This is a genomic window from Mesorhizobium sp. LNJC405B00 (assembly GCF_000502615.1).
Taxonomy (GTDB): Bacteria; Pseudomonadota; Alphaproteobacteria; order Rhizobiales; family Rhizobiaceae; genus Mesorhizobium.
Genome location: NZ_AYWC01000011.1, coordinates 195,592 through 216,165 on the forward strand (window position 1 = coordinate 195,592; position 20,574 = coordinate 216,165).

The 20,574-nt window shown below is 62.8% G+C and carries 17 protein-coding genes; 9 read left to right on the forward strand and 8 right to left on the reverse strand.

The genetic code is table 11. The features are described 5' to 3' along the window. The first annotated feature begins 206 nt into the window (after nucleotides 1–206). Nucleotides 207–2,297 (forward strand): hybrid sensor histidine kinase/response regulator, encoded by a 2,091-nt coding sequence (locus X756_RS145140; RefSeq protein ID WP_023670065.1) that lies wholly within the window; start codon nucleotides 207–209, stop codon nucleotides 2,295–2,297. Between the two features lie 235 nt (nucleotides 2,298–2,532). On the opposite strand, the gene X756_RS145135 is transcribed toward X756_RS145140, so the two are convergent. Beyond that, nucleotides 2,533–2,913 (reverse strand): hypothetical protein, encoded by a 381-nt coding sequence (locus X756_RS145135; RefSeq protein ID WP_023730777.1) that lies wholly within the window; start codon nucleotides 2,911–2,913, stop codon nucleotides 2,533–2,535. Nucleotides 2,914–3,415: 502 nt separating this feature from the next. Here X756_RS145135 and X756_RS145130 point away from each other — a divergent pair. Beyond that, a complete protein-coding gene (locus X756_RS145130; protein ID WP_023711686.1) occupies nucleotides 3,416–4,618 on the forward strand; it encodes an aromatic ring-hydroxylating dioxygenase subunit alpha in 1,203 nt (400 codons plus the stop codon). Between the two features lie 15 nt (nucleotides 4,619–4,633). Here the strand turns inward: X756_RS145130 and X756_RS145125 are convergent, their stop codons facing one another. Further along, the gene (locus tag X756_RS145125; RefSeq protein WP_023670068.1) at nucleotides 4,634–6,046 is read right to left on the reverse strand and encodes an aminotransferase; all 1,413 of its coding nucleotides are present in this window, start codon (nucleotides 6,044–6,046) and stop codon (nucleotides 4,634–4,636) included. Between the two features lie 292 nt (nucleotides 6,047–6,338). On the opposite strand from X756_RS145125, the gene X756_RS145120 reads away from it, so the two are divergent. The 3 genes from X756_RS145120 to X756_RS145110 all read left to right on the forward strand — a co-directional run bounded on the left by X756_RS145120 (nucleotide 6,339) and on the right by X756_RS145110 (nucleotide 9,242). Next, complete coding sequence (locus X756_RS145120) at nucleotides 6,339–7,256, forward strand: ABC transporter permease (RefSeq protein WP_023730779.1); 918 nt, start codon at nucleotides 6,339–6,341, stop codon at nucleotides 7,254–7,256. Continuing rightward, entirely contained in the window at nucleotides 7,253–8,077 is an 825-nt protein-coding gene (locus X756_RS145115; protein ID WP_023711684.1) for an ABC transporter permease, read from the forward strand. Before X756_RS145120 ends, X756_RS145115 begins: the two co-directional genes overlap by 4 nt. Before the next feature lie 91 nt (nucleotides 8,078–8,168). After that, nucleotides 8,169–9,242: an ABC transporter ATP-binding protein gene (locus tag X756_RS145110; protein WP_023730780.1), complete on the forward strand. Its 1,074-nt coding sequence runs from the start codon at nucleotides 8,169–8,171 to the stop codon at nucleotides 9,240–9,242. Between the two features lie 40 nt (nucleotides 9,243–9,282). Here the strand turns inward: X756_RS145110 and X756_RS145105 are convergent, their stop codons facing one another. From X756_RS145105 to X756_RS145085, 5 genes are all read right to left on the reverse strand, one after another. Further along, nucleotides 9,283–10,578, reverse strand: coding sequence for a flavin monoamine oxidase family protein (locus tag X756_RS145105; protein WP_023730781.1), 1,296 nt, complete (start codon nucleotides 10,576–10,578; stop codon nucleotides 9,283–9,285). Then, nucleotides 10,575–11,651 carry an extracellular solute-binding protein gene (locus X756_RS145100; protein WP_023730782.1) on the reverse strand — a complete coding sequence of 359 codons (1,077 nt, stop codon included), beginning with the start codon at nucleotides 11,649–11,651 and terminating at the stop codon, nucleotides 10,575–10,577. The genes X756_RS145105 and X756_RS145100 overlap by 4 nt, the downstream gene beginning before the upstream one ends. A 116-nt stretch (nucleotides 11,652–11,767) precedes the next feature. Beyond that, on the reverse strand, nucleotides 11,768–12,850 hold the full coding sequence (locus X756_RS145095; RefSeq protein ID WP_023730783.1) for an ABC transporter substrate-binding protein: 1,083 nt from the start codon (nucleotides 12,848–12,850) through the stop codon (nucleotides 11,768–11,770). A gap of 53 nt (nucleotides 12,851–12,903) precedes the next feature. Continuing rightward, nucleotides 12,904–13,566 carry a transcriptional regulator BetI gene (gene betI / locus X756_RS145090; RefSeq protein ID WP_023711681.1) on the reverse strand — a complete coding sequence of 221 codons (663 nt, stop codon included), beginning with the start codon at nucleotides 13,564–13,566 and terminating at the stop codon, nucleotides 12,904–12,906. 27 nt (nucleotides 13,567–13,593) lie between these two features. After that, nucleotides 13,594–14,385: a class I SAM-dependent methyltransferase gene (locus X756_RS145085; protein WP_023730784.1), complete on the reverse strand. Its 792-nt coding sequence runs from the start codon at nucleotides 14,383–14,385 to the stop codon at nucleotides 13,594–13,596. A gap of 201 nt (nucleotides 14,386–14,586) precedes the next feature. On the opposite strand from X756_RS145085, the gene X756_RS145080 reads away from it, so the two are divergent. From X756_RS145080 to X756_RS145065, 4 genes are read left to right on the forward strand one after another with little or no spacing between them, the layout of a single operon-like run. Next, nucleotides 14,587–16,206, forward strand: a complete 1,620-nt coding sequence (locus tag X756_RS145080) for an NAD(P)/FAD-dependent oxidoreductase (protein WP_023670078.1) — start codon at nucleotides 14,587–14,589, stop codon at nucleotides 16,204–16,206. Continuing rightward, on the forward strand, nucleotides 16,193–17,758 hold the full coding sequence (locus X756_RS145075) for an NAD(P)/FAD-dependent oxidoreductase (protein WP_023730785.1): 1,566 nt from the start codon (nucleotides 16,193–16,195) through the stop codon (nucleotides 17,756–17,758). The genes X756_RS145080 and X756_RS145075 overlap by 14 nt, the downstream gene beginning before the upstream one ends. Nucleotides 17,759–17,809: 51 nt before the next feature. Further along, nucleotides 17,810–19,036: an aminomethyltransferase family protein gene (locus X756_RS145070; protein ID WP_023730786.1), complete on the forward strand. Its 1,227-nt coding sequence runs from the start codon at nucleotides 17,810–17,812 to the stop codon at nucleotides 19,034–19,036. A 2-nt stretch (nucleotides 19,037–19,038) separates the two neighbouring features. Further along, nucleotides 19,039–19,284: a hypothetical protein gene (locus X756_RS145065; RefSeq protein WP_023670081.1), complete on the forward strand. Its 246-nt coding sequence runs from the start codon at nucleotides 19,039–19,041 to the stop codon at nucleotides 19,282–19,284. A 3-nt stretch (nucleotides 19,285–19,287) separates the two neighbouring features. Here X756_RS145065 and X756_RS145060 read toward each other — a convergent pair whose 3' ends face one another. Beyond that, on the reverse strand, nucleotides 19,288–20,346 hold the full coding sequence (locus X756_RS145060) for a dipeptidase (RefSeq protein ID WP_023715013.1): 1,059 nt from the start codon (nucleotides 20,344–20,346) through the stop codon (nucleotides 19,288–19,290). Nucleotides 20,347–20,574 lie beyond the last annotated feature (228 nt).

Here is a 20,574-nt window from a genome sequence, read left to right on the forward strand (position 1 = left end):
TGTACGCGGTTTTCCGCCCGGAATTGCGTAAAAACAAAGAGATAGAGGCTTCTCCGTTTCCGTGAAACGGTGAAACGCTCTAGCAATTCCAGGAACAGTGCGTAGCGATTTTCCGTTCGGGATTGCATTGAAACATGGAGCGTTTCACCTTTTTCGTGAAATGCTCCATAGCTGCCTAATTCGACGGCCCTTTACTGATGGCTGACATGACCGCTGAACCAGCACCACGTATGGACCCGCAAGGCGCTCGCCAGAGCGCCGCGATGGCGGCTGTGCGCGTCGTCCGCCGGTTGCGCGATGCCGGCGACTGGCAGCGCGAGATGGAAACCATCCTCGAAACGCTCTGCAGCGCCATGAATTGCCAGCGCGGCATCCTGTTCAGGCTGCGCGAATTGCCCGGCCAGGGCTTCGCCCAATCGGTCGCCGCCTACTGGATCGATCCTCGCTTCGGCGGCGAACTGGCTTCGCCGACGGTGATCATGCAGTCGATCGTCGATACCGATCCGCTGCTGGAGCGGATTGGAGAGGACGAGCGGCAAGGCAAGATCTTCGCCGGCCATACGCGCGACCTCGACGGGTTCCTCAGGGCCGATTTCGAAAAGCAGCACATCAAGTCGTTCCTGTCGGTATCGGTGTTCGCGCACGGTCATCTGTGGGGCACGTTCGCGGTCAATGACTGCCTAAACGAGCGCGAATGGACCGAAGAGGAAGAGGCGACGATGCACATCATCGCGCTCGCCATCGGCGACGCCATCGAGCACTCGCCGTCCGACGCCCATGCCAGCGAAGTCATCCGCCGCACCATGCTGCAGGCGTCGCTCGACGCCATCATCGTCATCGACGAGACCGGCTCGATCATCGAATTCAATCCGGCCGCCGAAAAGATGTTCGGCTATCAGCGCAGCGACATCCTCGGCAAGGACCTGCTCGATACCGTGGTGCCGGAATATTACCGCAAGGGCTATGTCTCGGGCGCCGAATACATGTCTGGCCGCGGCGCGCCGATGGTTGGCCAACGGCTTGAGACCGTGACACAGAATGCGGCCGGCGAGGTGTTTCCCATCGAATTGACGGCGACCGAGATGCGGGTGGCTGACCGTCAGCTCATCTTCGGTTCGATCCGCGATCTGCGCGATAAGCTGCGCGCCGAAGAAGAGATCAACCGCCAGCGCGAAAAACTGCACCAGAACGAGAAGATGGCGGCGATGGGTTCGTTGCTGGCCGGTGTTTCGCACGAGCTCAACAACCCGCTCGCCGTGGTCGTTGCGCAGTCGACGCTGCTGCATGAATTCGCCACCGACCCGCAGACCAAGGTTCGCGCCGAGAAAGTGCGCGCCGCTGCCGAGCGCTGCGGCCGCATCGTCAAAAGCTTCCTGTCGATGGTGCGCCTGCATCCGGCGGCGCAGGCCGAGACCGATCTCAACCAGGTGATCCGCGCCGCACTCGAAGTAACCGCCTATGGCGCACGCTCGAGCGGCATCATCATCGACACCGATTTCGCGCCCGGCCCGCTGCTGGCGATGGCCGATGCCGACCACGTCACGCAGGTGGCCGCCAATTTCCTGATCAACAGCCAACACGCTCTGGCCGGTATCGGCGGCGACCGCCTGATCAAGGTGCGGACATTCCGCAGCGATCGCGGCAACCCCGGGTTTTCGGTCGAGGACAACGGACCGGGCATTCCCGAGGCGATCCGCAGCCGCATCTTCGAATCCTATTTCACCACCAAGCCGGTCGGCGTCGGCACCGGCATCGGCCTGTCGATCTCGAAATCGATCGTCGAGCGCCACAACGGCAATATCTGGTTCGAGGAGGTGCTGCCGCGTGGCGCGCGCTTCGTCGTCCAGCTGCCGGTAATCACCGGCGGCGCGGCAGCAGCCGGCGACAGCCCGGCTCGTTCCAGCGGCTTGCGCCATGCGCTGATCATCGACGACGAACCCGACGTCGCCGGCTCCCTCTCCGACATCCTGGAACTGATGGGTATCAAGTCGCGGGTCGTGCCGGCCTGGACGTCGGCGGCGGCGACCTTGACCGGCCACATGCCGCCAGACATCGTCTTTTCCGACTTGCGCATGCCCGGCACCAGCGGCATTGCCATCTACCGCGAATTGCTCGCCGACAACCTGGCGCTGGCCAAACGCTTCGTGCTGGTCACCGGCGACCTGATCGGCGCCAAGGCCGAGATCGAAGCCTTGCCGGCGCCGCAGCGCCCGCAAATCCTGGAAAAGCCGTTCTCGACGCTGGACGTCCGCGGCGTACTCTCGGCAATAGCCGACCAGGTCGCCGCCGCCGGCTAAGTTTTCGGAAGCACCCATGTAGGGTCTATCGAGATTCGGGTCAGGCCGAGTCGACAATGGTGGTTCCCGAGAACCGGAGCGGAGCGTACTTGAAGTACGCGAGCACCGGAAGCGCAGGGAACCTCCATGCGCAGGCCGGCCTCACCCGAATATCGATAGGCCCTAAAAAAGAGGCTCCCGACCGAGGGAAGCGGCGGGAGCCAAGAACGAGCGCGGGAGGAAGCGCTCGGGAGGTTCAGAAAACGTTGGGTGTCGTGGTCAGCGGCGCTGCGTTGGCGATCATGCGGACGGAACGCGCCTTGTGCACGCCGGACTGGGCGGCGATGACGCGCAGGCACTCCGCGCTCTCGGCGCCCCAGGCCTGACCCTGGCAGGCAAAATCGATTTCCGGCTCCGGCAGCCGGGCGGTCTTGATGGTGGTCGGCGCGCCCTGGACGACATTGGCCGGCGGGTTGAGCGAAGCAAAAGCCGGACCGGAAGCCGGTGTCAGGAACATGACGGCCAGAGCGCAGGCGCCCAGCATGGAGAACATCGCAACCGGATGGTCGCTGGCGCGCTGACGCAGTGCCGGTTTGGCGCGTCGTTCGTTGCTGGTGATCTCGACTTTCGTATGCATTGCTGCTCCCCTTCGTTTTCTTATGAAACGAACCTAAGCGCGCCTGGTAACGGGCGAATGATGCGCTTGGCTTGCCCGCGTAACAGGTTTGAAACAAGAAATTCGGGCATATCCGGACAGATCCGGTCATGTGCCGACGGCAAGATGCGTTTGCGAAGCTGTTTCATGCGGGCAATCAAATGTTGACGACAGGCGGGCCGCGAACGCACCAAGCCCGCTTCCTGTCGGCCGCACTATGAACAAGCTCACACTGCGGATCGAATTTGCGGACGCCAGGTATTTTCGTCTCGGAGCGGGCCGTGTTTGCAAGCTCGGCACGGCCAAATCCGCATGCCGGACAGCTATTTCACGCCCCCGGTTAACGCCCGGATATTCCGGGATTTTCTGGCTTTCAGCTGGTCCTGTTGTGCCGACTTGAAAAGTTGTGATTTCTACAAGCCATTGCATTTCAATGTAAAATATGGTTTTATTGAATGAGTATTCAATAAAAGAAGAGCTTTTTATGAACCCGCATCTCCGTGACGTGGCGATCCCCAATGATTGGGACCGGCGGGGTCTGCCGGGCTGGAGTTATCACTCCGACGCGCTTCTCGAACTTGAGAAGGAATACGTCTTCCGCAACCATTGGCAGATCGCCGGCCATGTCTGCGACGTGCCGAATGCCGGCGACTATCTGACTATGGACGTGGTCGGCGAGCGGGCGCTCATCGTGCGCGGCAAGGACGGCGTCTTGCGCGCCTTCAACAACATGTGCCGGCATCGCGGCAGCCGCGTCGTCGCCGACAGCCAGGGCACCTGCAAGAACGCGCTAGTCTGCCCGTTCCATGGCTGGGTCTACAATCTCGACGGCACGCTGCGCGGCGCCGCCCGGCCGCGCTCCTTCCCCGAGCTCGACAAGACCGAATTCGGCCTGATGCCGCTCGACCTTGAGATATGGATGGGCTTCATCTTTGTCCGCTTTCGCAAGGGGGGCCCGCAGCCTTCGGTGGCCGAACTGTTGAAGCCGATCGAGGCCGAGATGGCCCACTACAATGCGGCCGAGATGGTGCCGTCCTGGGGCATCTGGACACAGAAAACGCCGGTCAACTGGAAGTCGGTGCGCGACGTCGACAATGAAGGCTACCACGTCGCCATGGCGCATCCGGCGCTGCAGGATCTCTACGGCTCGACCTATTTCGATGAGCCGTTCATCAACGGCGTGTCGCGCTCGTTTGCCACCTACAATCCGCATGCCGGCCGGCGCTGGAGCGTGCGCGAATACATCAAGCTCACGCCCGATGCCTCACACCTGCCGGAGCATCTGCGCAGGGCCTGGATCTATTACGGCATCTTCCCCAACAACGCGCTGTCGATCATGCCGGAATCGGTGCAGTTCTATCAGGAGTTCCCGCTGTCGACCGGCGAGACGCTGCTGCGCGGCGCCATCTACCGCTACCCCGACGAGACCCGGGAACAGGCGGCCGCCCGCTATCTCGCCTACCGCATCGACCGCGATACCATGAACGAGGACGTGCAGCTTTCCGTCTGGTCAAACGAGTCCATGATCTCGGAGGCCTTCGAGGGTTTTTATCTCTCCGACCTCGAATACGGTGTGCGCACCCACCACGACCATCTGCGCAAGCAGATCCCGGTGCTGGGCCTGGAGACGGCGCCGGAGGAGAAGGACATGTGGAACCTCAATGAGGCTATGCGCTCGCAGGTGTAGGGGCGGAACTGCCAGTCACCCCTGCCACACGCCCTCTTTGCGCAGATCGTCCATGGTCCGCGAAATGCCTTCGCGCAGGATCGCCACCATGTCGTCGATCTGCTCTCGCGTGATGATCAGCGGCGGCGACATCACGCACATGTTGATCAGCGGCCGGACCAGGAGGCCGAGTTCGTGGCAATGCGCGTCGATGCGCTTGCCGACATCCTTGTCGAGCTGCAGCGGATCCTTGCTTTCGCGGTCGGCTACGCACTCGACGCAGCCCATCAGGCCCATGCCGCGGACTTCGCCAACCAGCGGCAGTTCCTCCAGCGTCTTCAACTGCGCCTGGAAATAGGGCGCGACATCGCGCGTGTGGGCCAGCACGCTGTCTTCCAGGATATCGAGGTTCTTCAGCGCCACCGCGCAGCCGATGGGATGACTGGTATAGGTCAGGCCATGGCCGAACATCGCATCGGGATGGTTGGAACGGCGCATTTCCTGAAGCAGCCGCTCCGAGATGATGACGCCGCCAAGCGGGAAATAGCCTGATGTAACGCCCTTGGCGAAGGTGATCATGTCGGGGTCGATGCCGAAGCCATCGCCGGAGGCAAAGACATGGCCGAGCCGCCCGAAGCCGGTCACCACCTCATCGGAGATATAGAGGATATCGTTGTCCCTGCAGATTTCGCGAATGCGCTTGAGATAGCCATCCGGCGGCACGACGACGCCGCCGGATGCCTGCACCGGTTCGCCGACGAAAGCACCGATCTTCTCTGCGCCGACGCGGGCGACCGTATCGCGAAACTGATCGACCAGGAAATCGCAGAAGGCGGCGATGTCAATGCCTTTCGGCCGCCGGAACGGGTCTGGCGAGGACAGTTTGACGACCAGATCGTCGGCGCCGTCCATCCAGTCGCGGTCGCGCGGCCGGCCGTTGAGCGAGGCCGACAGATAGGTCGAGCCGTGATAGGCGCCGCCGCGGCTGAGGATCAGCTTCTTTTCCGGCCGCCCGCGCACATTGTTGTAAAACTGCATGAAGCGCAGTGCCGTCTCGACAGCCGACGATCCGCCGGTGGTGAAGAAGGTATGGCTGAGATCGCCCGGCGCATGATCGGCGAGGCGCTTGGCGAGCTCGGCCGACGGCGCATTCATCGTATACCAGGGCGTGTTGTAGGACAGCATCATCGCCTGGTCGTACATCACCCTGGCCAGCTCCTCGCGGCGGTGGCCGACATTGATGCACCACATGCCGGCCGGCCCGTCGATCAGTCGCTTGCCTGTTACATCGGTGATGTAGATGCCATCGCCCTCGCCAATCAGCGCACGCGCTTCATTGCCGACCGAGCCGGCATAAGGCCAGGGCTGGATGAGATGGCGCTTGGCCAGCTCGACCGCATCGCCACCGTCAGCCATTTCCATCGCTCTTAGGTCTCTTGCAGCCGCCATCATTGCCTCGCATCGTCTGAGCGTAATTTCACCGGACAGAAAGCGAAGCGCCAAGGGCAGGAAAGCCGGCTTTCTTCACTTCATTTTGAATGTCCGTTCAATCAATATTACAGAAATAGCGCTTGATTTCAATGCACGGATGCGCTCATGATGAAAGAAAGCCGGCAAGCTTGGAGCGCAACCAGCAAAGCGCGCTCCGCAAAAATTGGGAACAGGCAGCCGGCCCGGTCGATGGGAGCATCATGGCGGAACAGTTCGAGCCAGCAACCGAGATCACGCCCGGGTCGCTGCAATGACGGTAGCTGCCCAAGGGGTGCCCACGCGACGCATGACGCGAGCAAGGCGAAACGCCCTTCTGCAGTCCGAATCCGTCCAGGGCCTTGCCCTGATCAGCCCGACCTTGGTCTACGCTTTGATCCTGCTGCTGGTGCCGATCCTGGTGGTCTTCGCCCACTCCTTCTGGACGCAGAACTACCTCACCATCGACCATACATTCACGCTGGAGAATTATCGCATCGCGCTGACCGAGCCGATCTACCGCGATCTTCTGTGGCGCTCGCTCTACATTTCCCTGACGGTGAGCTTTTTCACCGTCATCCTCGCCTATCCGATCGCCTATTTCATCTCGTTCCATGGCGGTCGCCACAAGAGCCTGTGGCTGTTCCTGATTACCATCCCGTTCTGGACCAGCTATCTCCTGCGCGTGATGTCATGGAAAGTCATCCTCGGCTATAATGGCGTGCTGAATTCCGGCCTGATGGGACTCGGCATCATCGACGAACCATCGACCGCGCTACTCTACAATTCCAGCGCCGTCATCATCACGCTCACACACGCCTGGGCGGCCTTCGCCATCCTGCCGATCTTCGTTTCGCTCGAGAAGGTCGACCGCACCTTGGTCGAGGCTGCCACCGATCTCGGCGACGGCCCGCTGCGCTCCTTCCTGCGCGTGACGCTGCCGCTGTCGGCGCCGGGCGTCATCTCGGCCGCTCTCATCGTCATGGTCCCCACCGTCGGCGACTACGTCACCCCAAGGCTGGTCGGCGGCAAGGATGGCGTGATGATCGCCAATGCCATCGAGTCGCAGTTCCATAAGGCCTCCAACTGGCCACTCGGCGCGGCACTGTCCGTGACCACCATGCTGGTCGTGACGCTGATGGCGGGCGCCACCGTGCTCATCATCCGCGCGCTGCAGAGGCTGGCGCGATGACAGCGAGGCGGCGCCTTTTTCCCGGCGGCTGGCTGTCCGCCTACGCCTTCCTCTACGTCGTCTTTCTCTATCTGCCGGTGATCTTCCTGCCGATCTTCTCGATCAACACCGCGCCGACGCCAAAATTTCCTCTCACCGGCTATACGCTGAAATGGTACCAAGACCTGCCGAAGACGCCAGCGCTGCTTGACGCCGCCTGGAACAGCCTGATCGTCGGTATCTCGGCATCGGTGCTGTCGACGCTGCTCGGCATCCTCGCCGCCCGCTCGATCACCCGCTACCGCTATCCCGGCCGCCGCACAATCAATGGCCTGATCATGGCGCCGCTGGTGCTGCCGGAAATCATCCTCGCCATCTCCATGCTGCTGGTCATGCTGCAGTTAGGCCTGAGCCTGTCGCTGTTCACCGTCGTGCTCGGCCATGTCCTGATCTGCATTCCCTATTCGATGACGGTGCTGACCGCCGGTTTCGAGGGCTTCGACCGCAGCCTCGAAGAAGCCTCCGCCGATCTCGGCGAGAGTGCCTTCGGCACCTTCCGGCGGGTGACGCTGCCGATGGTAGCGCCGGCGATCATTTCCAGCCTCCTGGTCTGCTTCACCATCTCGCTCGACGAGTTCGTCATCGCTTTCTTCCTGACCGGCACCGAGACGACGCTGCCGATCTATATCTGGGGCCAGTTGCGCTTTGCCGCCAAGCTGCCGGGTGTGTTGGCGCTGGGCACGCTGCTGCTGGTTGCCTCTTTCGTTTTGATGACCGTTGCCGAGATCCTGCGCCGCCATGCGGCCAGACGCACCCAGAGCGAGGGAGGCCTCTATGCCTGAACAGTCCCGGGCCGAACGGCCTCAGGATGAGCCATCCAAGCAAGATAAGTCCGAGCGGGCCCAATCTGATCGACCCCAAACCGACCGAGCAATGATCGAAATCCGCAGCGTTACCCGCAGCTATGGGGCGTTCAAGGCGCTCGACGACGCCTCGCTGACCATCAAGGAGGGCGAGTTCTTTTCGCTGCTCGGCCCTTCCGGCTGCGGCAAGACCACGCTGCTGCGCATGATTGCCGGTTTCGACAACCCGACCAGCGGCTCGATCTCGGTCGGCGGCCAGTCGATGGAAGGCATCCCGGCCAACCGCCGGCCGACCAACATGGTATTCCAGAGTTATGCCATCTTCCCGCATCTCAATGTGGAGCAGAATGTCGCCTATGGGCTGAAACGGCTCAGACTGGGAGGAACGGAAGAAAAGCGCCGCGTCGAGGAAGGGCTGGCGCAGGTGTCGCTCACCGGCCTCGGCAAACGCCTCGCCACCGAGCTTTCCGGCGGCCAGCGCCAGCGCGTGGCGCTCGCCCGCGCCTTGGTGATGCGGCCCAAGGTGCTGCTGCTCGACGAGCCGCTGTCGGCTCTCGACAAGAAATTGCGCGAGCAGATGCAGGTCGAACTGCGCCGCCTGCAGCAGGCGGTCGGCATCACCTTCGTGCTGGTCACCCATGACCAGTATGAGGCGCTCGCTATGTCCGACCGCATCGCCGTAATGTTCGGCGGCAAGATCGCCCAGGTCGCCTCGCCCAAGGAAATCTACCAGCGGCCGGTCAACCGCCAGGTCGCCGATTTCCTCGGCGGCATGAATTTCGTAAAAGCGCAGATCATAGAGGAGAATGCCGCCTCGCTGGTCGTCGACACGCTGGGCTTCGGCCGGGTCAGGACCGACAAGCCGAAGGCCTTCGTGCGCAATGGCGGCGGCGCCACGCTGGGCATCAGGCCGGAGCGATTGCGCGTGCTGTGGGACAACGCGACGGCGAAATTCGAAGTGGCCGGCAAGGTGGTCGAACGCCACTATTTTGGCGAGATCACCCATCTCATCGTCGAGATACCCGGATTGGAAAAGCCACTGTCGGTCACCGAGACCAACGACTTCGGCGCCGACGATATCCCCGTCGGCACTTCGATCCGCCTCGGCTACGATCCGGAGGCCTTGGTGGCGATGGCGGACTGAGCATGATCCCGAAAAGTGGAAACCGGTTTTCGGAATAAGATCATGCTCCACTAAGAATTTTAAGTTCCGTCGCGATCTGTTTGGCTGCGATCCGCCCCATCACGATGGCGCCTTCGACATAACCCGGGAATGACGGCGACAGTTCCGACGATGCGAAATGAACAGGATCTGCGCCGGCACGGATCGTGCGCTCGGCATCCCTTGCCGTCACATCGACAATAAGGTCGCTGTAGGCGCCGCCGCTCCAGCGGTCATCGATCCAGTCGCGCTGGCTGAAATCGATAATATCGGCCGCCTCCGGGCCAAGGGCATCAACGAGCCTTGCCGTGACCTCCGCACGCAGCGCCGCGTCCGCGAGCGGACGCCAACGCAACGCCAGTGGTCCGCCGACGAAGACGACCAACGCGGCATGTTGCGCATCCTTGCTGGCGTCACAGGCGAACAGGCCCGGCAGGTCGCGCCACATCACCATGCCGCACAGGTCGCGCTCGCGCCAGAACGGCGTGGGATAGCGCACCAGGATCTTGATCACCGCACCGCTTTCCCAGACGCCGAGCGCCTTTGCGAGAGCCGGCGGCAGAGCGGGCGCGAAATCCAGCTTCGCGGCCGTCGCCGGCGGCAGCGCGACCAGCACTTTTCGCGCTTCGATGGAGTTGCTCGCCGAGACGGCACGAACCCGTTGCGGCCCGTGCTCGATGCGCGTAACCGGTTCGTTCAGCCAAACCCTGTCGCCGAGATCTCCCGCCATGTCGTCGGCCAGCGACTGCATGGTTTCGAGCAGCGAACACTGCAGCTCCGGCACCTCGTTGGTGATGCGGCGGTCATTGTCGATGAGGTACCACAGCGGCACCTTGTGCATCGCCAAGCACCACAGGCCTTCGATCATCGAGCGGAAAGCCGTCTTGGCGTCAGTGGGATCATGCTGGCGTTCGAGCCAGGCGGCAGCGCTCATGCCGGCGATCGAGGGATCGTCCGGCTCGATCGCATTCATCCGCTCGCGGATTGCCATCGCGCCATGATAGGTCCGTTCGGCCTCTTCGACCGACAGCGATGGATGGGTGATGAAATCGCCATTCACATAGGTTTCGACGAAGGCCTTGCCACGGGACGCGGCCAGCGCCGTCACCTCCGGCATGTCTTCGCAGAAAAACTGGCCGCCGCTGTCGATGCGCTCGCCAAGCCCGTTGCGAATAGCCTCGACCCTGCCGCCGACGCGGTCGCGTGCCTCGAGCAGCACGACATCGATGCCGGCCTTTCTCAGCTCAAGCGCAGCCGACAGGCCGGTGAAACCGGCGCCGACGATGACGACATCGGTTCTTTCAGTCCTGTCGCTCAATAGCCGGCCTTGATCTTCTCGAATTCCGTGACCATGCGCTGCTTGAGCTCAGGCGGCACCGGCTGCTGGAACAGCGTCTTGTCCAAGAACTTGTCGAGATTGTCGAAGCCACGGTCGCTCAGCACCTGATGGTCGATCGCGGCCATCCCGGCGCTGTTGCCGTGGCCGTAGCCGAAGGTCTTGACCAAGTAATCGGACACGGCATGCGCGTTGACCGCACTGAGGAAATCATAGGCCTGATCGAGCTTGCCCGGCGCGTCCTTCATCAGCACATAGCCGCACACCCAGGTGGATATGCCTTCCCTGGTGTCGCGGTTCATGGCGATCGGCATGCCTTGGCCCTTGAGCGTCACGAAGGTCTCATTCCAGCCCCAGACGAGGTCGACCTCATTGCCGGTAAAGGCCTGGTTGAGGTCGGTGTCGTCGGTCCAGTAAAAGCGGATGTTCTTGTGGACGTCACGCAGGAAGGCGGACGCCTCCTGGAACTGCGCGTCGGTCATCTTGGTCCAGTCCTTGAGGCCGATGACCAGGCTGGCCAGCGCATAGGCGTCATCGACATTGTCGCCGATGGTGACGCGGCCCTTGAATTTGGGATCGGCGAAAATCTTCAGCGACTGCGCTTCCTCCGCCGTGACCTTGTCGGTGCGGTAGAGCAGCGAAGTGTTGCCCCAGTCGAACGGCATGAACCAGGCCTTGCCGTCGGCGGTGACGGCGAGATCCTTCATCGCCATGATGCCGGGATTGAGATCCTTCCAGCCGGCGATCCGGGAGGTGTCGAGCGGTTGCAGAATGCCGGCCGCGCGCCACTTGGTCACGCTTTGCGAGCAGGGGTGGGCGATGTCGGCCTTGAAGCCGGCGCGCATCTTCTGGAACGCTTCCTCCTCGTCGCCGAAGAAAGCAAAGGTCGGCTCGGCGCCGTATTTGGCGGTGTAGTCGGGGTGCAGCAACGGATCTTCATAGCCCGACCAGTCGAACACGACGAGGTCGCCGCCGCCTTCGGCATAAGCAATCACGGCGCCGGCGCCGACTGTAAGAGCAGCGGCAAGGGCGAGGCGGCGAAGCATGGAATTCATGGCGCGAAACTCCTCATCGCGAAAAGCGGCCGGGCGACGTTACGGAATTTCAGCGGCCTTGGCGAGACCGTCTGCCCGGCGCACTGACAGGCAGACGGAGGAGGCCGGACAGAGCTTTAGTAGCCTGCCTTGATCTTCTCGAATTCGGCGATCATCTTGAGCTTGAGCGACGACGGCACGGGCGATTGGAACAGGGTCTTGTCGACGAATTTCTGCACGTCGTCATAGCCCTTTTCTTTCAGGATCGCCGGGTCGACGCCGGCCATGCCCTTGGCGTTGGCCTGGCCATAACCCCAGTCCTTGACCAGCACCTTGGCGGTCTCGGGATCGTTGATCGCGTTGAGGTAGTCATAGGCCTTGTCGACATTGCCGGGTGCGTCCTTGAACAGCACGTAGCCGCAGACCCAGGTCGAGATGCCTTCGTCCGTATCCTTCTTGGACTTGATCGGCACACCGGCAGCGACGGATTGTACCGTGGCATCGTTCCATGCCCAGGCGAGATCGACCTCGCCGCCGCTCAGCAACTGCACGACGTCGGTGGTATCGGTCCAGTAGGAGCGGACATTTTTGTGCACCTGACGCAGGAAGTCGGAAGCCTGCTTGAACTGGTTGTCCGTCATCTTGGTCCAGTCCTTAAGCCCGATGGCAAGGCTGGCCAGCGCATAGGCGTCGTCGACATTGTCGCCGATTGAGACCCGCCCCTTGAACTTGGGATCGGCGAAGGCCTTCAGCGACTGCACATCCTTCGCGTCGATCTTGTCGGAGTTGTAGGTGAGCTGGGTGTTGCCCCAGTCCCACGGCATGAACCAGGCCTTGCCGTCCGAAGTGGTGGCCAGATCCTCCATCGCCATGATGCCGGGATTGAGATCCTTCCAGCCGGTGATCTTCGAGGTGTCGAGCGGCTGCAGCAGCCCCGCCTCACGCCACTTTGTCACGCTCTGCGAGCAGGGATGGCCAAGATCGGCCTTGAAACCGGAGCGCACTTTCTCGAAGGCTTCGTCCTCGTCGCCGAAGAAGGCGAAGGTCGGCGAGTCGCCGTTCTTCTCGACATATTTGGGGTGGAAGCTCGGGTCCTCATAGCCGGACCAGTCGAACACGATCAGGTCCTTGTCGGCGGCGACCGCAATCGCCGCGGCCGAACCAGCCAGCGTCGCCGTCAGCGCCAATGTCAGTGTCAGGCGTCGGGTTATTCTTTTCATGCTGTTCCATCCTCTTTGTCATTGCATTGCCGACTCGACTGGCCGGCTTCTGGTTATCCGTAGTGCTTGGGAAAGGCGGCTGCGAGGAACGCGTTGGCCGCTTGCAGCGCGGTTTCGCGCGTGGTGTCTTCGGTTCCCATCATCAACCGCAGCCACAGGCCTTCCAACATGGCTGACAGCGCCAGCGCCATCACCTGCGGCTCATAGGCATAGCCGCCGCTCTGCTTGAGCGTCGCGCAGAGGTCGATGAAGACCTGCTGGTAATATGCGTCGCGGGAACTGCTCAGCGCCTGATAGACCGGCCGCGACTTGGCCTCGCCCCAGAAAGCGAGCCAAGCGGCGAGCTTGCGCTTGTTGCAGATCGAGCGGTCGAAGTCGGCCCAAACCAGAATCTGCAATTGGCGGGCTGGGTCATCACCGGCTTTCCGCAGGGCAGCACGCCAATGTGCCGAATACTCGTCATACATATACTGCAGGGTGGCGATCAGCAGCTTCTCTTTGCTCTCGAAATGAAAGTTGACGATGCCGCGCGACAGGCCGGCGCCATCGGCGACATCGGCCATCGTCGTCTCCGCGTAGCCGCGCTTGGCCAGCGAATCGATGGTCGCTTCGATCAGCTGCTGTTGCCTGACCTCCTTCGACGCCTTGCGGCCGCGTTTTTCCGGTTCGGTTTCTCCAGACGTGTCGGAGGATCGCTCTTCGCGCGCAGCTTTCATCGGTGCCGTCATGCTCCACATTGCCGGCTATCCCACGACAGCCGGCTTCCACCCGCGAAGATGAGTGGGACGGTGCTCGCCACTGTCAAGCACCTTCTTCATGGCCTCCCAGGTCTTGATGTTCTTGTCGATATAGGCCGCTCCGACCGCGGCTGCCGCCGTCTCGTAGAGCGGGCCTTTCAGCCTTTCCAGCTCGCCGCGCGCGACCTTGCGATACCAAGAATTGCGGTCTCTGACGGCGACATCGGCAAAGCCGGCGCTGCGCATCGCTTGCGCATAGCGTGCCGGCGAGGCCATGGCGAAGGACAGGCCTTCGGCCGCGACATAGGCCTTCATCTCAGATGACGGCTCGCCGTCATGGCCGATCAGCCAGTCGGAGGCGGCAAAGACGCCGCCCGGTTTCAGCACGCGGAAGATTTCGGCAAACAGCGCGTCCTTGTCGGGCACATGCAAAAGCGCGTCCTTGGAGAACACAACATCGAAGGCGCCATCGGTGAAAGGCAGCGCTCCGGGCGGCGCCTGGACGAAGCTGGCGCGGTCTGAAAGCCCTCGTACAGCAGCCCGCTTTCTGGCCGCCTCGATCACCGGCCGCTCGATGTCGAAGCCGGTGGCATGAGCGGCACCGTGGCGCTCGACCAGATGCAGCGCGATGCCGCCGGAGCCGCAGCCGATAGTCTTGCCCCTGAGCGACAGCCCTTCGACCACCCGGTCGACCTCGTCTGGTCCGCCCGGCGACAGATAACCCTCGCCCCACAGCGCCTCGAGGAAGCGGATCGCGGCGTCGTCATATTCCGGCTCGCCATCTGCCGTTTCGATCATCAGACCTTAAGTCCCATCAGCCGAATTGCGCAGGTTCGAATGCCGGCAAAGCGTAGCGTATTAACAGGAAAACGCAATATCATTTGTTGAACATTCATTCAGAATGGCTGGACAGAATAGCCGCTGCCGTGCCAAATTCCGCGCATTCGGCGACAAATCACGCGAAAATGAAGGGTCGAGCACCATGAAGGCTGGGCGCGAATGAAAGCTTGGGATGCGATCGTCATCGGCGGCGGACACAACGGCCTGGTCAACGCCTGCTATTTGCAACGCGCCGGGCTCGACGTGCTGGTGGTGGAAAAGAACGACTGGGTCGGCGGCGCCGCCACCAGCCGCGAGCTGACGCCGGGCTTCCTCTACTCCAACTGCTCCTATGTCTGCTCGCTGTTTCGCCCCGAGATCATGCGCGACCTCGAACTGCCGCGTTTCGGCTTGCAGGTTATTTCCTATGAAGGCGGCGCCGTGTTCACCCGCGACGGCGACTACCTCGCCAACTACCGTGACCACGATGCGCACCGGCGCGAATTCGCCCGCTTCTCCAGGCGCGACGCGGAGGCCTATGACCGCTATTCGCGCGACGTGACGCGGCAGTGCCGTTTCATCCAGCCGCTGCTGATGCGCACCGCACCGGACCCGGCCAGTCTCAAGCCGCGCGACCTCGGAGAGCTTCTCTATCTCGGCAAGAAATTCGTCGGCCTGTCATCAGAAGAAATGGCGCTGACGCTGCGCTTCTGGACCATGTCGATCTCGGAATTCCTCGACGAATATTTTGAGACCGATGTCATCAAGGCGAACTTCGCTTTGTCCGGCATTATCGGTACCGCGCTCGGGCCGATGTCGCCCGGCACAGCCTACGTGCTGCTGCACCATTATATGGGTGAGGTCGACGGCTCGGTCGGCGCCTGGGGCTATGCGCGCGGCGGCATGGGCGCCGTCACCAAGGCGCTCGCCGCTTCATTCAAGGCGTCCGGCGGCGCTATCCGCACCGGCGCCGAGGTCGACCATGTGCTGGTGAGCCGAGGCAAGGCCAAGGGCGTGGTGCTGGCCGGCGGCGAGGAGGTCTACGGCAAGCTCGTCGTCTCCAACGCCGACGTCAAACGCACATTCCTGAAACTGGTCGAGGAGAAGGAACTGCCCGACATTTTCCTGCGGCGGGTCAGGAACTTCAAGATCCGCGGCTCCTCCGGCAAGGTCAACATCGCGCTGGATTCTCTGCCGGAATTCCCGGCACTGCCGAAGGATTCACCCGTTTATCGCGGCGACATGCATTTCACCGATTCCATGGAGCGCATGGAGCGCGCCTATGACGACTGGAAGGCCGGTCGCTGGTCGGCCGACCCATTCCTCGACATGGTCATCCCAACGACGCTCGACCCGACCATGGCGCCGCCGGGCAAGCATTTCATGAGCTGCTTCGTGCAGTACGCACCGCCCAAGGTGAACGGCCGCGACTGGACCGATGCCGACCGCGACGGTTTCGCCGAAAGCGTAGTTGCGCAGATCGCCGAATACTCGCCAGGCTTCCGCGACCGCATCGTCCATATGGAGGTGCGCACGCCGCGCGAGATCGAAGCCGAGGTCGGCCTCACCGAAGGCAACATTTTCCAGGGCGAGCTGACCTTCGACCAGCTGCTGTTCAACCGCCCGGTGCCGGGCTACGCACAATACCGCTCGCCGGTCGGCGGGCTCTATATGTGCGGCTCCTCGACACATCCCGGCGGCGGCGTCATGGGCGCACCCGGCCGCAATGCGGCAGCCGAGATCCTGCGCGACCTCGCCAAATCGACCTCCCATATGAGCCCGGCCCATGACGTCATTTGATGCCATCATCATAGGCGGCGGCCATAACGGCCTTGTCGCTGCCGCCACTCTGGCGAAAGCCGGCCGCAAGGTGCTGGTGCTGGAAGCGGCCGGCGATGTCGGCGGCGCGGCGCGCACCGAAGAGTTTGCGCCAGGTTTTCGGGTCTCCTCGATCGCGCATGTGCTGAACCGCCTGCACCCCGACGTGGTGAAGACATTGGAGCTGGAGAAACACGGGCTGCAGGTCACCCGCGCAGACTTCATTCCGTCGGTCGCCTTGGCGAGGGACGGCCCGCCGCTTGTCCTGCATGGCGCCTATGGCGAAGTGCTGACCGGCTCCACTCCGTCCGAGCAGTCCGCCTGGAAGGAATTGCGCGCGCAACTCATGCGCTATGCCCGCATCCTGAAACCGTTCCTGTCGCGGCGCCCGCCCGATCTCGGTGGCATGTCCCTGCTTGAAACCGCAGCGCTCGGCCAGACGGCCGTGGCGCTGAAAAAGCTCGGCAAGGAAGACATGCGCGATTTCCTGCGGGTGCTCCTGTTGAACGTCGCCGACCTGCTCGACGAACAGCTTGCCGATCTCAGGCTGAAGGGCCTGCTTGCCTTCGACGCCACGCTTGGCAGCCACCTCGGCCCGCGTTCGCCGACCTCGCTGCTTGGCCTCTATTACCGGCTGGCCGGCGAGACTGACGGTGCGGCCGGGGCACAGATGCTGCCGAAAGGTGGTATGGGTGCGGTCGTTGCCGCCATTCGCGCGGCGGCGGAGAAAGCCGGCGTCACCATCCGCACGGCAGCGCCGGTGGCCAGAATAGTCGTCGACAAAGGGCGCGCCCTCGGCGTGACCCTCGACGGCGGCGAGGTGCTGCACGCCAGAACGATCGTCTCCGCCATCAACCCGGCGACGACCATGCTCGATCTCGTCGGCCCGCGCGAGATCGACACGGGTTTCGTGCGCAAGGTAAAGAACATCCGCATGAGGGGCGACGCGGCGAAGCTCCATCTGGCGCTCGAACGGCAACCGCAATTTTCCGGCGTCGGCGCCGATAATCACAAGGGCCGTCTGGTCATCGCGCCCTCGGCCGACCATGTCGAGCGCGCCTTCAACCCGTCAAAATATGGCGAGTTCTCAGCCGAACCGGTGATGGAGATCACACTGCCGTCGCTCTCCGACCCGTCGCTCGCGCCAAGCGGCGCCTACGTGCTGTCGGCGATCGTGCAATACGCGCCTTATGCGCTGAAAGAGGGTTGGGATGCCGGCAAGCCGAAATTCCTCAAGGCTGTTATGGCGCAGCTCGAAGCGTACGCCCCCGGTATCGGCAAGTCCGTGCTGCATGCCGAGCTTTTGACGCCAGCCGATATCGAAGCCAATTGCCGCATGCCGGGCGGCCATTGGCACCACGGCGAATTGCAGGCCGACCAGATGTTGATGTCGCGGCCCGTCTCCGGCTGGTCGGGCTACGACACGCCGATCGAGGGGCTGTTCCTGGCCGGCGCCGGTTCGCATCCGGGCGGCGGCGTTTCGGGTGCTCCCGGTTTGAATGCGGCGCGGCGCATCATCGCGATGAAGGGATGATCTGATGTTTCAGCCAGTCAACGCCGCACTTTACGGCGAAGGAATGCCGTCATGACGAGTCCGATCAACAACGCCGCCCGCACCACAGCGCAGTCGCATTTCCGCACACTGCGTCTCGGCACGCCGTTCCAGCCGCGCATCGATGCGCTGGCCAAAACTCAGGACTGGTACAATTGGGCCGGCTATCGCGCGCCGCATTCGCTGTGGGACGAGGAACTCGAATATTTCGCCATCCGCAGCCAGGCGGCTTTGTTCGACATCTCGCCGATGACCAAATACCGCATCGAGGGGCCGGATGCCGAAGCCTTCCTCGATCGCGTCACGCTGCGCGATGTCACCAAGCTGAAACCGGGCCGCGTCCACTACACCGCATGGTGCGACGACGAAGGTTTTGTCCTCGATGACGGCACGCTGTTCCGGCTGTCGCCGACCCGCTTCCGCCTGTGTTCGCAGGAGCGGCACCTGCCCTGGCTGCTGGACAGCGCGACCGGCTTCGAGGTGACAGTCGAGGAAGAGACTGAAAGCGTCGCTGGTCTCGCTCTGCAAGGCCCAACCTCCTTCGCCGTGCTGCACGAGGCGGGTTTCGCCGGCGTTGAAAAACTCAAAGTGTTCGATCTCGCCGAATTCCCGCACGATGGCGGCACTATCACCATCTCGCGCACCGGCTTCACCGGCGATCTCGGCTACGAACTGTTCGTGCCGGCCGAAAAAGCGCTCAGCCTCTGGGACCGCCTGATGACGGCAGGCGAACTGCGCGGCATCCGCGCCATCGGCTACGCCGCCCTCAACCGCGCCCGGCTGGAAGCCGGCCTGATCGTCGCCAATGCCGACTTCACCACCGCAGACCATGCCATTCGCGCCGACCGTCTGCGCATGCCAGACGAGATCGGTCTCGGCTTTATGGTCGACCTGGGAAAAGGCCATTTCAATGGCCGCCGCGCCATGCTCGAAGCGCGCGCCAAACGCAAGCTGCGCCATGTGCTGGTCGGGCTGGAGATCGAAGGCAACATCCCGGCCGAACACGCCATCGTCTATCACAAGAAGCATCAGGAGGTCGGGCTGGTCAGCGCCGCCATGTGGTCGCCGATGGCCAAGCGCAATATCGCCATCGCCTCGCTGACGCGTCCCTATGGTGATAGGATGGTCGAAGACCTCTGGGTCGAGATCTACGCAATGCGCGAGTTGCAGTACCAGAAGCTGATGAAGCGGGCCAAGGTGGTGGCCCGTCCCTTCATCAAGCTCGACCGCCGCACCGCCAATCCGCCGGCGGATTTCTGATCATGGCCAACGAACCGGATGATGAGGCGGAAGCCGCCGAACAGTGGCAGCTGGTCAACACGCCGCTCGGCGAAAAATGGTCGGGTCGCGCCCGCTATGCCGCCGCCATGTACTTCTACAAGCGCGGCGAAATGAGCGCCGAGACGCTCGAAGTCTACCGCATCTGCGCGCGGCTGGACTGGGAGAACCCGCTGCCGATGATCAGGGATCGCGGCGGCCAGGATTGGCTGAAGCGCATGGGCGCTTAAGCCTCAGCCTATGGTTCTTTCGAGAACGCTCAGCCAGTTGCGATAGGCGATCTTCTCGATCAACGCGCGTCCGAAACCGCGCGCGGCCAGCGCATCTATCAGCTTCGGCAGACCGGCAACGTCGCCGATGACCGCCGGGATCATGGCGCCGTCGAAATCGGAGCCGAGACCGACGCCGTCCTCGCCCAGCGCCTGCAGCAGCGAGTCGACATGGCGCACCATGATGTCGAGGCTGGTGTCCGAGTTCATCCGTCCGTCTTCGCGCAGGAAGCCGGTGGCGAAGTTGAGCCCGACCATGCCGCCGGTCTCGCGGATAGCGCCGAGCTGCCAGTCCGTCAGGTTGCGCGAATGGGTGCACAGCGCATGCACGTTGGAATGAGTGGCGACCAGCGGCGCATCGCTGAGCGCGGCGACATCGCGAAAGCCCTTTTCGTTGAGATGTGACAGGTCGACCATGATCTTGAGCTGATTGCAGGCCTTGACCAGCGCCTTGCCGGCATCGGTCAGCCCCGGTCCGGTATCGGGCGACGACGGAAAGCGGAACGGGACGCCATGGCCGAAGGCGTTGGGTCGGCTCCAGACAATGCCGAGCGAGCGCAGGCCGGCTTCGTAGAGCACGTCGAGCAAGGTAAGTTCGGGATCGATCGCCTCGACGCCTTCGATGTGAAACACCGCCGCGATCGAACCTTTCGCCATCGCCTCGCGAATGTCACCGGCACTGCGGCAGACGGTCAGCGCCCCCGCTCGCTCCAGCCGAAACAGGATCGAGGCCATGCCGATGGTGGAATTGAGCGCATCAGCGCGTGGCAGTTCCGGCGGCAATGGCTCATTGTCGCTCGGCGCCGGCGGCACCGCAGAGCGTTTGCTCTTCTCGACCGGCGGCGGGAAGATCGCGAACATGCCGCCGGCAAAGCCGCCCTTCTTGGCGCGCGGCAGATCTATATGACCGCCCTGCGTCCCCTCGATGAACAGCTTTTCGACGTCGGTGTCTTTCGACTGGTACAGTCGCAGCAGCGTGTCGTTGTGGCCGTCGAAGACGGGGACGAGATCGGATTCGGTCATCAGGAAGCCATTCGGTCAGTTGGCAGGAGCGGACGAACCGCAGCGAACTGTGTACTTAGGCAAGAAGGCCGAACTGCGCAAATGCCAGAGAGGCGTTCGCTCTTGTGGCTGAGCGACTCCGACCACCTGCCGGTCCCCGCTGCTTCGCAGCGTCCCGGCGTTCGCCGGCCTTTCATCATGCCACCGGCACGATGAATTCGCCTGCGGCGAACGGGCTGCTCACCCCAC

Coding starts and splice junctions, on each gene's coding strand:
- X756_RS145085 (WP_023730784.1), bottom strand. CDS start 14,385: ATGATCGAAACGGCAGATGGCGAGCCGGAATATGACGACGCCGCGATC.
- X756_RS145070 (WP_023730786.1), top strand. CDS start 17,810: ATGACGAGTCCGATCAACAACGCCGCCCGCACCACAGCGCAGTCGCAT.
- betI (WP_023711681.1), bottom strand. CDS start 13,566: ATGAAAGCTGCGCGCGAAGAGCGATCCTCCGACACGTCTGGAGAAACC.
- X756_RS145095 (WP_023730783.1), bottom strand. CDS start 12,850: ATGAAAAGAATAACCCGACGCCTGACACTGACATTGGCGCTGACGGCG.
- X756_RS145125 (WP_023670068.1), bottom strand. CDS start 6,046: ATGGCGGCTGCAAGAGACCTAAGAGCGATGGAAATGGCTGACGGTGGC.
- X756_RS145135 (WP_023730777.1), bottom strand. CDS start 2,913: ATGCATACGAAAGTCGAGATCACCAGCAACGAACGACGCGCCAAACCG.
- X756_RS145140 (WP_023670065.1), top strand. CDS start 207: ATGACCGCTGAACCAGCACCACGTATGGACCCGCAAGGCGCTCGCCAG.
- X756_RS145110 (WP_023730780.1), top strand. CDS start 8,169: ATGATCGAAATCCGCAGCGTTACCCGCAGCTATGGGGCGTTCAAGGCG.
- X756_RS145075 (WP_023730785.1), top strand. CDS start 16,193: ATGACGTCATTTGATGCCATCATCATAGGCGGCGGCCATAACGGCCTT.
- X756_RS145060 (WP_023715013.1), bottom strand. CDS start 20,346: ATGACCGAATCCGATCTCGTCCCCGTCTTCGACGGCCACAACGACACG.
- X756_RS145100 (WP_023730782.1), bottom strand. CDS start 11,651: ATGAATTCCATGCTTCGCCGCCTCGCCCTTGCCGCTGCTCTTACAGTC.
- X756_RS145080 (WP_023670078.1), top strand. CDS start 14,587: ATGAAAGCTTGGGATGCGATCGTCATCGGCGGCGGACACAACGGCCTG.
- X756_RS145120 (WP_023730779.1), top strand. CDS start 6,339: ATGACGGTAGCTGCCCAAGGGGTGCCCACGCGACGCATGACGCGAGCA.
- X756_RS145065 (WP_023670081.1), top strand. CDS start 19,039: ATGGCCAACGAACCGGATGATGAGGCGGAAGCCGCCGAACAGTGGCAG.
- X756_RS145115 (WP_023711684.1), top strand. CDS start 7,253: ATGACAGCGAGGCGGCGCCTTTTTCCCGGCGGCTGGCTGTCCGCCTAC.
- X756_RS145130 (WP_023711686.1), top strand. CDS start 3,416: ATGAACCCGCATCTCCGTGACGTGGCGATCCCCAATGATTGGGACCGG.